Annotated in this window: 10 protein-coding genes; 7 read left to right on the top strand and 3 right to left on the bottom strand. The window is 73.4% G+C overall.

The annotated features are described in order from the left end of the window. Positions 1–4: 4 nt before the first annotated feature. The gene (locus tag E4P38_RS11980; protein WP_135132037.1) at positions 5–1,552 is read right to left on the bottom strand and encodes an FAD-binding oxidoreductase; all 1,548 of its coding nucleotides are present in this window, start codon (positions 1,550–1,552) and stop codon (positions 5–7) included. After that, positions 1,549–2,898, bottom strand: a complete 1,350-nt coding sequence (locus E4P38_RS11975) for a DNA polymerase IV (protein ID WP_135132087.1) — start codon at positions 2,896–2,898, stop codon at positions 1,549–1,551. The genes E4P38_RS11980 and E4P38_RS11975 overlap by 4 nt, the downstream gene beginning before the upstream one ends. Before the next feature lie 71 nt (positions 2,899–2,969). Between E4P38_RS11975 and E4P38_RS11970 the strand changes: the two genes are divergently transcribed. Further along, positions 2,970–3,884 carry a DUF5996 family protein gene (locus tag E4P38_RS11970; RefSeq protein WP_245160969.1) on the top strand — a complete coding sequence of 305 codons (915 nt, stop codon included), beginning with the start codon at positions 2,970–2,972 and terminating at the stop codon, positions 3,882–3,884. 1 nt (position 3,885) lies between these two features. On the opposite strand, the gene E4P38_RS23860 is transcribed toward E4P38_RS11970, so the two are convergent. Continuing rightward, positions 3,886–5,610 (bottom strand): helicase, encoded by a 1,725-nt coding sequence (locus E4P38_RS23860; protein ID WP_135132035.1) that lies wholly within the window; start codon positions 5,608–5,610, stop codon positions 3,886–3,888. 67 nt (positions 5,611–5,677) lie between these two features. Between E4P38_RS23860 and E4P38_RS11960 the strand changes: the two genes are divergently transcribed. The 6 genes from E4P38_RS11960 to E4P38_RS11935 all read left to right on the top strand — a co-directional run bounded on the left by E4P38_RS11960 (position 5,678) and on the right by E4P38_RS11935 (position 12,351). After that, positions 5,678–6,559 (top strand): alpha/beta fold hydrolase, encoded by an 882-nt coding sequence (locus E4P38_RS11960; protein WP_245160968.1) that lies wholly within the window; start codon positions 5,678–5,680, stop codon positions 6,557–6,559. A 156-nt stretch (positions 6,560–6,715) separates the two neighbouring features. Then, on the top strand, positions 6,716–7,147 hold the full coding sequence (locus E4P38_RS11955; RefSeq protein WP_135132034.1) for a DUF4190 domain-containing protein: 432 nt from the start codon (positions 6,716–6,718) through the stop codon (positions 7,145–7,147). Between the two features lie 39 nt (positions 7,148–7,186). Next, positions 7,187–7,537: a hypothetical protein gene (locus tag E4P38_RS11950; protein WP_135132033.1), complete on the top strand. Its 351-nt coding sequence runs from the start codon at positions 7,187–7,189 to the stop codon at positions 7,535–7,537. A 41-nt stretch (positions 7,538–7,578) separates the two neighbouring features. Further along, positions 7,579–9,225 (top strand): phosphoglucomutase (alpha-D-glucose-1,6-bisphosphate-dependent), encoded by a 1,647-nt coding sequence (pgm, locus tag E4P38_RS11945; protein WP_135132032.1) that lies wholly within the window; start codon positions 7,579–7,581, stop codon positions 9,223–9,225. A 203-nt stretch (positions 9,226–9,428) separates the two neighbouring features. Continuing rightward, positions 9,429–10,085, top strand: a complete 657-nt coding sequence (locus E4P38_RS11940) for a TetR/AcrR family transcriptional regulator (protein WP_167760541.1) — start codon at positions 9,429–9,431, stop codon at positions 10,083–10,085. A gap of 19 nt (positions 10,086–10,104) precedes the next feature. Next, the gene (locus E4P38_RS11935) at positions 10,105–12,351 is read left to right on the top strand and encodes an MMPL family transporter (RefSeq protein ID WP_135132030.1); all 2,247 of its coding nucleotides are present in this window, start codon (positions 10,105–10,107) and stop codon (positions 12,349–12,351) included. The last annotated feature ends 12 nt before the right edge of the window (positions 12,352–12,363 follow it).

Genomic DNA, 12,363 nt, shown 5'->3' with positions numbered 1-12,363 from the left:
GTTTCTACACGGGATCGATCAGGACCCCGGGGTTGAGGACGCCCGCGGGGTCCAGCGCCGCCTTCGCCGCCCGCAACGCCGCCGCGAACGGTTCGGGCCGCTGCCGGTCGTAGCCGGGCCGGTGGTCGCGGCCGACGGCGTGGTGGTGGGTGATCGTCGCTCCCAGCCGGCCCAGCACCTCCATGGCGGCGACCTTCACGTCGTCCCACATGGCCAGCTCCGAGCCGGGCCGGCCGGCGGCGATCACCGTGAAGTAGGGGGCCGGGCCGTCGGGATAGACGTGGGTGAACCGGCAGTTCACCATCCCCGGCGCTCCGGTGACCTCCTCGACCGCCGCCGCCACCTCGGCGCGGACGGTCGCGTAGAGCTCGTCGGCCCGGTCCCAGGTGCACGCGGTCTCGAACGTCTCCACGACCGCGCTCATCCGGGCCAGCCCGTCGCGGACGTAGGGCATCCGCAGGAACGTCGAGCGCCACGCGTCCGCGGGACCGCTCCCCTGGGACGGCGGGGCGATACTGCCGCCACTGTCGCGGACGAGGTCGAGGAGCTCGCTGAGCCGGTCCTCGACGGGGTGGAACGCCGACTCCACGCCCAGCACCAGGACGCACTCCCCCGTCGTGGCGGCTCCGGACAGCGCCGCCTCGCCCGGGTCGAGCAGCCGGCAGTTGGCCGGATACAGCGCAGCCTGGGAGATCGCCCGGACGGCGGACATCGCGGCGGTCATGTCGGCGAACGCCGCGCTGGCCGACGCCTTGAACCGGGGGCGGTCCTGCAGCCGCATCCAGGCCTCGGTGATGACGCCGAGCGTTCCCTCCGAGCCCAGGAACAGACGGTCGGGCGACGGTCCGGCGCCCGACCCCGGCAGCCGCCAGGACTCGCTGATGCCGACCGGGGTGACCACGCGCATGGATTCGACCAGGTCGTCGATGTGGGTGTGCAGCGTGGCATAGTGCCCCCCGGCGCGGGTGGCCAGCCAGCCGCCGAGCGTGGAGAACTCGAAGCTCTGCGGGAAGTGCCGCAGGGTCAGCCCGTGCGGCCGCAACTGGTCCTCCAGCACCGGACCGAGCGCCCCGCCCTGGATCCGTGCGGCCCGGCTGACCCGGTCGATCTCCAGGACCCGGTCCAGGCCGGTCAGGTCGAGCGAGAGCCAGGGGCCCTCGCCGCGGAACTCCACGCCGCCGACCACCGAGCTGCCGCCGCCGAACGGGACGACGGCGACCCCGGCCGAGGCGGCCCAGTCGAGCAGCGCCACGACGTCGGCCTCGCTGCGGGGCGACCCCACGGCGTCCGGCGGTGCGCCCACGTCGCCGGTCAGGGCGCGGACGACGTCCCGATAGGCCTTGCCGAGAGCGTGCGACGCCCGCGCGAAGGGCGTGGTGGAGACCGAGAGGGAGGCGGGAACGGCGACCCGCGGCGCGGGAAGGTCGGGCAGGGACGGCACCGGGCGGGGCCGTGCCGGGAGACCGGGCAGGCCGGCGGCGGCGGCGACGCACTCGTCGTCGCGGAGCTCCCGGTCCGTCGTCCCCCATCCCCACCAGGAACGTTCCGTCACAGCGGAGTCCTCCAGTCGGGCGGATCGGCGGGCTGCAGCAGCGGGTCGTCGGCCATCACAGTCCGTACCGGTCCCGGCGCGGTGAGCGGACCCTCGAAGCGGACGGTCACCCGCCCCAGCCCCCGGCCCCACACCCATCCGGCGCCGAGCTCCTCGTGCCGGACGTCCTGCCCCGGCCACCACCGCCGCTCCACCGGTTCGGCGGCGGCAGGCGCGGCCTCGGGTGCGTCGACCGCGCTCACGACGTCCGGCAGCGGCTCGGCGTCAGGACCCTCGGCGAACAGGTCGCCCTGGGCGTAGACCGACAGCCCCGAGACCCCGACACCGAGCAGCCGCAAGCCACCGCCGGCTCCCGCGTCGGCCAGGAGCCGCCTGGCGGTCGAGGCGATCAGCCGCGGGTCGTCGGTGGGCTGGGGGAGCGTCTGCGACCGGGTCAGCGTCGTGAAGTCGTAACGGCGCAGCTTCAGCGTCACGGTGCGCCCCGAGTAGGCCGACGTCCGCAACCGGCTACCCACCCGCGCGGCCATCGAGTCGATCTCCCGGCCGAGCACGTCCAGATCGGTCAGGTCCCGCTCGAACGTCTCCTCGTGCGACACCGACTTCACCTCCCGGTCCGGGACGACGGCCCGCTCGTCCTCCGCCCGCGCCAGCGCGTAGAGCCCGGAACCGTGCGCGCGGCCGGCCAGCGCGACCAGGTCGGTCAGCGACTTGGCCGCCAGGTCGGCGACGGTCTTCACGCCCACCTGGTGCAGGCGTTCGGCGGTCGCCGGCCCCACCCCGCCGAGCCGGGTCACCGGCAGGGGGTGCAGGACGTCGAGCTCGCTGCCGGGCGGGACGACGACGAGCCCGTTCGGCTTGTCCAGGTCCGAGCCGATCTTGGCCAGCATCTTGGAGGACCCGATCCCGACGGACCCGGTCACGCCCCCGGTGGCCTCGGCGATCCGCTCCTTCAGCGACAGCCCGATCGCCGTCACGCCCTCCACGGACAGGTCGTGCCCCTCGCCGGCGGCCAGGTCCACGTACGCCTCGTCCAGTGACGCCGGCTCCACCAGCGGCGAGAGCTCCCGCAGCAGGGCCATGACGACGTCGGAGGTCGCCCGGTAGGCGGCGAACCGACCACCGAGGAACGCCGTCCCGGACGGACACCGGCGACGGGCCTCCGCCGTCGACATCGCTGAGCGGGCACCGAAGGCCCGCGCCTCGTAGGACGCCGTCGCGACGACGCCCCGCCCGCCCACCCCGCCGACCACGACGGGGCGGCCGCGCAGCGACGGCTTGTCCCGCTGCTCGACGGCGGCGAAGAAGGCGTCGAGATCCAGGTGCAGGATGCTCGCCTCCCGTCGCATGCCCACCCCCTGATGATCCCCGTTCCCCCAGGGAGGGCCGTGCCTGCCCGCGGTGGGGCAGCATGCCCTCCGTGGCGACGACGACGCGGTGGCCGGCTCTGCCGGTCGCGGACTGGCAGGACACCCGGGACACGCTGCAGCTGTACACGCAGGTGCTGGGCAAGGTCCGCATGGCGAACGCGCCGCTGCAGAACCACTGGTGGAACGTCGCGCTCTACCCGACCGCACGGGGCCTGACGACGTCGCTCATGCCGCACCCGACCGGCCCCTCGTTCCAGATCGACATCGACTTCCTCGCCTCCCGGCTGGACGTGGCGACGGTGGAGGGGCAGCAGCGGTCCCTGGCGCTGGAGCCGAGGACCGTGGCGGACTTCCACGCGGCGGTCCTGGGCGTGCTGGACGAGCTCGGCGTCCCCACCTCCATCTGGCCGATGCCGGTCGAGATCGCGGATGCCGTCGCGTTCCCCGACGACCGGGTGCATGCGAGCTACGACCCCGACGCCGCGCGCCGCTTCTGGCTGGCGCTGGTGGAGATGACCCGCGTCTTCGAGGTCTTCCGGAGCCGGTTCGTCGGCAAGGCGAGCCCGGTCCATCTGTTCTGGGGCGGCCTGGACCTCGCCTACACCCGCTTCTCGGGCCGCGGCGCCCCGCCACATCCCGGTGGCGCCCCCAACTGCGGCCCGCAGGTGATGCACGAGGCCTACTCGCAGGAGGTGAGCAGCTGCGGTTACTGGCGGGGGCCCCCGGGGGAGGAGGGCGTGTTCTACGCCTACGCGTATCCGGAACCACCCGGCTACCGCGCCACCCCGGTCACGCCCGAGGGCGCCCGGTGGGATGACGGCCTCGCCGAGTTCGTCCTCCCCTACGAGCTCGTCCGCACCGCGGCCGATCCGGACGCCGTGCTGCTGGAGTTCCTGCAGAGCACCTACGAGGCCGCAGCGACGACGGCGAGCTGGAACCGGGCGGCCCTCGAGCGCCCCCGGTAGCTCACTCCCCGGTGAGGGCGGTCCCGGGAAGCCAGTCGGCGTCCAGCAGTTCGGCGATCTCGCGCAGGGACGACGTGTCCGCACCCGCCGCCGATCCGCTGACCGCCAGCCGCTCCACCATCACCCGGGCCACCTGCTCCTCGACCGTGTCCTCGGCGAAGGCGATCCGCCACGGCGACACCTGGCCGTCGCGGTGCGTGCGGCCGGTGACCTGACGAGCCTGGATGCCGGAGAACCGCGGCTGGTGGAACAGCCCGACCCGGGGCAGGACCGAGGCGCTACGACCGTCGGGGAGCGTCTCCCCGGCGTGCAGGCTGATCGAGGCCGTCACGGTGAACACGCAGACGGCGGCCTCCCCGCGCTGGAAGCGCAGCCGCTCGGCCTCCGGATCGCCCAGGTCCCGGCCGACGCCGCCGTAGATGCCCGCGACTGCGATGCCCGAGTCCAGCAACGCCTCGCGGATCGGGTCGGCCGCCGTCTCGACGAACTCGACCGACACGGCGACCTGCCGCTCGGCCTCCACCTGGGCCTTTACCCAGTCGACGGTCGCCTGCACCCGGATCAGCCCGGCCTTCTGCCGGAAGCGCATCAGCGCGGCGCGGCCCTTCGCGCTCTGCCGCGCGCGCCGGGCCAGCTGCATCTCCGCCCGGAACTCCGACCACTCCGACTCGTACGCCGCGCGCTCGGCCGGGGTGAGCGCGACCGGGGTACCGGTCACCGAGACCGGGCCCCACGGCGCCGGCCGGTGCAGGGTCGCCGGCGGTTCGGCGTCGGCCAGCCAGCCCTGCAGCCGGCCGAGGTCCGCGCGCCGCTCGTCGGCGTCCTCTGTCCACTGCCAGCCGTAGCGGCCTCGTTCCACGTGGAACCCGTGCGCGTCGAGCTTCTTCGGCAGATCGGCCCACTCGCGGACCGACTCCGCGTGCCGATGGGCGAACTCCGGCGCCAGGTAGGGCAGCTCGAGCGGCGTGTGGGCCGGGGTCGCGGTCGCGGCGAGGACGAAGGGCGCGTCCTTGACCTTGCCGGCGCCCGAGACGGCCTTCCAGTGCTTCCACCGCTGGGTCGTCGTGTGCCGGACCATGTGGGCCTCGTCCGCGACGACGACGTCGAACGTCAGCTTGCTCACCTTGGCCAGCCGGTCCCAGGTGGTCACGCACCAGCGGATGTCCCCGTCGCCGAAACCTGCGATCGAGCGCGTCCAGTGCGGGATGGTGATCGCCGCCGGGCGGTCGGCCACGACCAGGACGGTCCGGACGTCGCGCTGCTCGGCGATCGCCTTCACGGCCAGGATCGCCGTGCCGGTCTTGCCCACGCCGGGGTCGTCGCCCAGCAGGAAGACCCGGCCCCCGGCGGCCGCGTGGGCCGCCACCACGTCGGCGCCGTCGCACTGCTGGTCGCGGGGTGTCATCGGGCGGGCGAGGGGCAGGGCGCGGGGCTTGTCGTTGAGCTCGTCCTCGAGGAACCGCTCGAAGGAGTACGGCGGCGGGTCGTAGGGGGCCAGTTCCGGCGGGAGCTCCGCCCCGACCCAGACGTGCGCCTGCAGATCGGCCCGCCACACGGCACCCGGCGCGGGCGCCCGGAACGGGACGGCGAGCACCCACACCCGCTCGCCCGCGCCGGCGCTCGGCAGGTCCGCGATCGGCTTCTTCGTGCGGTTGGCTGCGGGCTTCGTCGTCCGCCTGCTCGTGGTCGTGCTGCGGCTGGCCGTGCGGCGCCGTCGTCCCGGCATGGATCTCCCCCTCGTCCCCCGGCACGGTAAGCGGCGGCACCGACGGAACGTCTGATGGAATCGCCGGGTGACGGAAGTGGCCGGCGGAGACGACGGGGCCGACGAACGCCTCGCGGCGCGCACCCTGGGCGAGTCGGGCCCGCGCGTGGTGTTCGTCCACGGGCTGTTCGGCCAGGGCAAGAACTGGACGACGATCGCCAAGGGCCTGGCCGACTCGCACCGTGTGACGCTGCTGGACCTGCCCAACCACGGGCACTCCCCGTGGACCGACCGCGTCGACTACCTGGACATGGTCGAACTCGTGGCGACCGAGCTCGAGCAGTTCGGCGAGCCGGTCACGCTGGTCGGCCACTCGATGGGCGGCAAGGTCGCGATGCAGCTGGCGCTGCGCCGTCCGGAGCTGCTCCGCGCCCTGGTCGTCGTCGACATCGCCCCGGTGGAGTACCCGGTCAAGGGCGGCCGTACGGACGACGAGGACGAGGAGGCCTCCCCGTTCGGTGCCTACATCGACGCGATGCGGGCCATGGACCTCGATGCGCTGACCACCCGCGACGACGCCGACCAGGCACTGAAGGCCGCCGTCCCGAGCCGGATGGTCCGCGGGTTCCTGCTGCAGAGCCTGGTCCGGGAGAGCCCCGTCTCCGCGGGGCAGGGGGCCGCCGGCAGCTGGCGGTGGCGGCTTAACCTCGAGCTGCTGGACCGGGATCTCGGCGAGCTGCGGGGCTTTCCCCAGCCGCCCCCGGGCGCCTCCTTCGACGGGCCGGTGCTCTGGATCGCGGGTGCGAACTCCACGTACGTGCTGCCGGAGGACCGTCCGCACATGGACGCCCTCTTCCCGAGCACCCGCCTGGTGCGGGTGAAGAACGCGGGCCACTGGGTGCACTCCGAGCAGCCGGAGACCTTCCTGGAGACCCTGCGCCGGTTCCTGGATAGCGTCGAGAAGTCATAGAGCCTGGACGCCGTCGAGACCGGGTCGTAGGGCCTGGCGTCGGAGGAGCGGTGCCGGACTCGCTCGGAGCGGCGTCACCCGGTGTTCGATTCCGTACTCGTACAGTTCCCCCGGCGCGGACGCGCCGGCTGACTTTCGAACGACGGGGACGGGTGGATGACGAACGAGGGCGGGCACAACTACGGGGGCGATGACCCCTTCCGCAAGGCGGATCCCGCGGGCTCCGCGCCCGCGGGTCAGATCCCCGCTCCGTACGGCGGCTATCAGGCGCCCCAGGCGACGCCCTACGGCCAGCAGTTCCAGCCGCCGCCTCCGCCGGGGTACGTCCAGCCGTACGGGTACGGCTACCCGTACGTGCCTCCGCAGCGCACCAACGGGCTCGCCATCGCCTCGATGGTGCTGGGGATCCTCTGGCTGTACTGGATCGGGAGCATCCTGGCCCTGGTCTTCGGCTACATCGCGCGCAACCAGATCCGGGAGCGAGGAGAAGCTGGTGGAGGGATGGCCACCGCGGGCATCGTGCTCGGCTGGATCGGCGTGGGCTTCCTCGGCCTCGCCATCGTGGTGGGGATCGCCTCCAGCGTCTGACCCGGGCGTCCGCCGGGCGCTCGCCGTCGTGGAGAGCGGATGGCGCTGACCCAGGAGCAGGTGCGCCGGTTGGCGCTGGCCCTTCCCGAGGTGACGGAGGCCGATCACCACGGTCGCCCGTCGTTCCGGCTCGGCACCAGCGTTCTCGCGACGGTCCCGGACGACGCGCTGCTCAACGTCATGGTGGCCGAGAGCGAGGCGCACGCTTTCGCGTCGGAGAGCGCCGCCTGCGCCCTCCTGTGGTGGGGGAAGCGGCTCTCCGGCGTCCAGGTGGACCTGAACGCCGCCGACGCCGCCCTGGTGGCCGACGTCCTCGAGGAGGCGTGGCGCCGGCGTGCGCCGCGCCGGCTGCTGCGCGACTCCCCCGACGGGCCGGACGCCGCCGGCTGAGCCGGGTCGCAGCGAGGGGCGCGGCGCGTCAAGATCAGCACATGAGCGACGCGCGTGCCGGACAGCCGGCCCAGCCCAGTGATCTCATCGACGTCGCCTCGCTCGTCACCGCCTACTACACGCTGGAGCCCGACCCGGCCGATCCCGCGCAGCAGGTCGTCTTCGGCACCTCAGGGCACCGCGGCTCCAGCTTCGACGGCGCCTTCAACGAGGCGCACATCCTGGCCACCACGCAGGCGATCTGCGAGTACCGGGCCGAGCAGGGCTACGACGGGCCGCTGTTCATCGGGCGCGACACCCACGGCCTCTCCGAGCCGGCCTGGGCGACGGCGCTGGAGGTGCTCGCCGCCAACGACGTGACCGTGCTGGTCGACGCCGGTGACCGCTACACCCCCACCCCGGCGGTGAGCCACGCGATCCTCGCCGCGAACCGCGGGAAGACCACGGGCCTCGCCGACGGCATCGTCGTCACCCCGTCGCACAACCCACCCCGGGACGGCGGCTTCAAGTACAACCCGCCCAGTGGCGGCCCGGCCGACACCGACGCCACCGGCGTGATCGCCGCGCGCGCCAACGACCTGCTGCGGGCGGGTCTGAGCGGCGTCCGCCGGGTGCCGCTGGACCAGGCCCGCGCCGCCGCCTCTCCCTACGACTTCATGGGCACGTACGTCGACGACCTGCCGAACGTGGTGGACATCGACGCGATCCGGGCGGCCGGCGTCCGGATCGGGGCCGACCCACTCGGCGGCGCGAGCGTCGACTACTGGGCGGCCATCGCCGAGCGGCACGGTCTCGACCTGACCGTGGTCAATCCCGTCGTCGACCCCACCTGGCGGTTCATGACGCTGGACTGGGACGGCAAGATCCGGATGGACTGCTCGTCGCCGTCGGCCATGGCCTCGCTGGTCGGCCGCAAGGACGAGTTCCAGATCGCCACCGGCAACGACGCCGACGCCGACCGGCACGGCATCGTCACTCCCGACGGCGGGCTGATGAACCCGAACCACTTCCTTGCCGTCGCCATCGCCTACCTGCTCAGCCACCGTCCGGGCTGGGCCAAGGACACCGCCGTCGGCAAGACGCTGGTGTCGAGCTCGCTGATCGACAGGGTGGTCGCCGACCTGGGCCGCACCCTCATCGAGGTGCCGGTCGGGTTCAAGTGGTTCGTGCCGGGCCTCCTCGACGGGTCGGTCGGCTTCGGTGGGGAGGAGTCGGCCGGTGCCTCCTTCCTGCGCCGGGACGGCGGGGTCTGGACGACGGACAAGGACGGCATCCTGCTGGCGCTCCTGGCCAGCGAGATCCAGGCCGTGACGGGTCGGTCCCCGTCGAAGCTGCACAGGCAGCTGACCGACCACTTCGGGGAGTCCGCCTATGCGCGCATCGACGCACCCGCGAGCCGGGAGGAGAAGGCGGCGCTCGGGAAGCTCTCCCCCGAGGCCGTCACCGCGACCGAGTTGGCCGGCGAACCGATCACCGCGAAGCTGACCCGCGCCCCCGGCAACGACGCCGCGATCGGCGGCCTGAAGGTGACGACGGAGAACGCCTGGTTCGCCGCCCGGCCGTCCGGCACCGAGGACGTCTACAAGGTCTACGCCGAGTCCTTCCGCGGCCCGGAGCACCTGGCCCAGGTGCAGGAGGAAGCCCAGGCCGTCGTCGCCGCAGCCCTCGGCGGCCAGCCCGCCTCGTGACGGTCGAGTGCCGCGGTGTCGCGTCGAGGGCCGCGTTGCAGCGCGGCCTCGGCATCGTTCCGGCGGACGCGGACGCCGAGGAGATCTCCCGCCTCCGTTCCCCGCGGGCAGTCGGCGCGGTCAGTCCGGTGTGGGGAAGGACGCACGACTCGCGATGCACATCTGCATCCAATGCACCGACGTATTGAATACAGTGCTGCATCGTGACCGTCCACGACACCGAGGTGCGTCCCAAGCGCCGCCGCGCGGAGACCGTCGAACGGCTGCTGGACGCCGCGCTGGACACGTTCGCCGAGATCGGGTTCGCCGCGGCCAGCGTCGAGGACATCTGCCGCCGCGGGGGCTTCACCCGGGGCGCCTTCTACTCCAGCTTCCGCACCAAGGACGAGCTCTTCGCCGCCCTGTTCGCCCGGGAGACCGCCCGTAACCTCGCCCTCGCCGAGGAGCAGCTGGCCGGCCTGGAGCACGAGGGCGACCCGGTCTCCGCCGCCGTCGAGCGCTGCCTGTCGAGCTTCCGTGCCGACCGCACCTGGGTGCTGGTGCACACCGAGTACGCCCTCTACGCCACGCGTCACCCGGAGGCGGCCGCCGCCCTCCGGCGGCACGCCGAAGAGCTGCACCGTCGGCTGACCGCGCTCATCGACGCGGCAGCGGCGCGCATCGGCATCCGGCTGACGCTCCCCGCCAACCGCCTGGCCCGCATCGTCCTGGCCCTGCACGACGGGGTCGTCATCCGCGAGGTGCTCGGCGGTGGCGGCGCGCACGGCTCCGCCGGCGACCGGGCCGCCTCCGACCTGGAGCGCACCGCGCTGCTCCTCCTGCTGCGCTCTGCGACCACCGACAGCGCAACCACCGACTGATCCTGGAGTTCCCTCCGCAATGAGCACCTTCCTCGCCCGGCTCGGCCGCGCCTCCTTCCGCCACCGCGGACTGGTCTCGGTCGCCTGGCTGGCGATCCTCGGCGTGGTCGTCACCTTGCTGCTCACCGTCGGCAGCTCCTTCGACGACCGGTTCACCATCCCCGGCTCGGAGTCGCAGGACGCGCTCGACCAGCTCGCGGCGGCCTCTCCGGGCGCCGCCGGAGCGAGTGCCCAGATCGTCTTCGTCGCGCCGGACGGGTCGGCGGTGACCGACCCCGCGTACGCCGCGGCCATCGGGGACGTCGTCGCGACCGCCGGGCGCACCCCGCAGGTGGACGTCGTGGTCAGTCCGTTCGACAGCCAGGCCCTGAGCCCCGACGGGCAGGCGGCACTGGCCGAGGTCCGCTTCGACGTGCAGCGCGAGGAGCTCGAGCCCGGCAGCCTCGACGCCCTCGAGGCGTCCACCGGGGCCGCGAGCGACGCCGGCCTCGAGGTGGCCGTCGGCGGCGACGTCTTCGGCGCCACCGGCGTGACCATCGGCGCCACCGAGTTCGTCGGCGTCATCGTGGCCGTGCTCGTGCTGGTGCTGACCTTCGGCTCGCTGCTGGCGGCCGGGATGAACCTGCTGACGGCGATCGTCGGGATCGGCGTCGGGATGGGCGCCCTGCTGCTGACGTCGAACGTCGTCACGCTGTCCTCGACCGCACCCACGCTGGCGCTGATGATCGGCCTCGCGGTCGGGATCGACTACTCGCTGTTCATCCTGTCCCGGCACCGCACGCAGCTCGCGGCCGGCATGGACCCCGAGGAATCGGCGGCCCGGGCCACCGGCACGGCCGGCTCCGCCGTCGTCTTCGCCGGCCTGACCGTCGTCATCGCTCTCTCCGGCCTCGCCGTCGTCGGCATCCCGTTCCTGACGGTCATGGGCGTCGGCGCCGCGGGCACCGTGCTGGTCGCCGTCCTGGTCGCCCTCACCCTGCTCCCCGCACTGCTCGGGTTCGCGGGGAAGCGCCTGGCTCCCAAGCCCGGATCGCGGGCGGCCCGGCGCGAGGCGGCCGACGCGAAGGAGACCACCGGGGCGGGCGGCTCGATGGGCGCCCGCTGGACCCGTCTGGTCACCCGCCGGCCGTTGCTGACCGTTCTCGTCGTCCTCGCCGGGCTCGTCGTCCTCGCGATCCCGGCACCGCAGCTGCAGCTGGCCCTCCCCGACAACTCCACCGCCGCGCCCGACTCCCCGCAGCGGCAGGCCTACGACCTGATCTCGGACAACTTCGGTCCCGGCTTCAACGGCCCGCTCGTCGTGCTCGTCGAGGGCCTGGACCCGGCGACCGCCCAGCAGTCGGCCGGGGAGATCGCCGCCGCCATCGGGGGGACCCCGAGCGGGATGCCCGGCGAATTCGTGGGCGGCCTGGACGACGTCAGCTACGCCGTGCCCTCGGTGCTGCCCGACGGCACTACCGCCATCGTCAGCGTCATCCCCGACAGCGGCCCGCAGGAGGAGGCGACCAACGAGCTCGTCGGCTCGCTGCGTGCGCTCGCACCCGACCTGGAGGACCGGACCGGCGCGGAGCTCGCGGTCACCGGGCAGACCGCCGTCGCCATCGACGTCTCCGACCGGCTCGGCGACGCCCTGCTGCCCTTCGCGCTGGTCGTCGTCGGCCTGGCGCTGATCCTGCTGCTGCTCGTCTTCCGCTCGATCCTGGTGCCGATCAAGGCCGCGATCGGCTTCCTGCTGTCGGTGGCGGCCTCGTTCGGCGCCGTCGTCGCCGTCTTCCAGTGGGGCTGGCTGAACGACCTGCTCGGCGTGCCGGCGACGGGCCCGATCATCAGCTTCCTGCCGGTGATCCTCATGGCGGTGCTGTTCGGCCTCGCGATGGACTACGAGGTCTTCCTGGTCTCCCGGATGCGCGAGGAGTACGTGCACGGCGCCGCGCCGCGCGACGCCGTGGTGACCGGGGCCCGGCACGCGGCCCGGGTGGTCGTCGCCGCCGCGCTGATCATGTTCTCGGTCTTCGCCAGCTTCGTGACCATCGAGGACGTCATCGTGAAGGCGATCGCCTTCGGCTTGGCCGTGGGCATCCTGGTGGACGCGTTCCTGGTCCGGATGACGCTGGTGCCCGCAGTGCTCGCGCTGCTGGGCCGGTCCGCCTGGTGGCTGCCCCGCTGGCTGGACCGGATCCTGCCGGATCTGGACGTCGAGGGCGCGCGGTTGGCTGACCCGACGCCCGCTCCCGACGTGCGGGAGCCGGTCGCCTCCGCACACTGACCAGCGGAAGCG

Source organism: Blastococcus sp. CT_GayMR16 (genome assembly GCF_004570875.1).
In the GTDB taxonomy this organism is placed as follows: domain Bacteria; phylum Actinomycetota; class Actinomycetes; order Mycobacteriales; family Geodermatophilaceae; genus Blastococcus_B.
This window is presented reverse-complemented; position numbering and strand designations above follow the sequence as displayed.

Bases quoted from the DNA above. Each gene is read 5' to 3' on its own strand.
- E4P38_RS11975 (WP_135132087.1), bottom strand. From the start codon at position 2,898: ATGCGACGGGAGGCGAGCATCCTGCACCTGGATCTCGACGCCTTCTTC.
- E4P38_RS11950 (WP_135132033.1), top strand. From the start codon at position 7,187: ATGGCGCTGACCCAGGAGCAGGTGCGCCGGTTGGCGCTGGCCCTTCCC.
- E4P38_RS11955 (WP_135132034.1), top strand. From the start codon at position 6,716: ATGACGAACGAGGGCGGGCACAACTACGGGGGCGATGACCCCTTCCGC.
- E4P38_RS23860 (WP_135132035.1), bottom strand. From the start codon at position 5,610: ATGCCGGGACGACGGCGCCGCACGGCCAGCCGCAGCACGACCACGAGC.
- E4P38_RS11935 (WP_135132030.1), top strand. From the start codon at position 10,105: ATGAGCACCTTCCTCGCCCGGCTCGGCCGCGCCTCCTTCCGCCACCGC.
- pgm (WP_135132032.1), top strand. From the start codon at position 7,579: ATGAGCGACGCGCGTGCCGGACAGCCGGCCCAGCCCAGTGATCTCATC.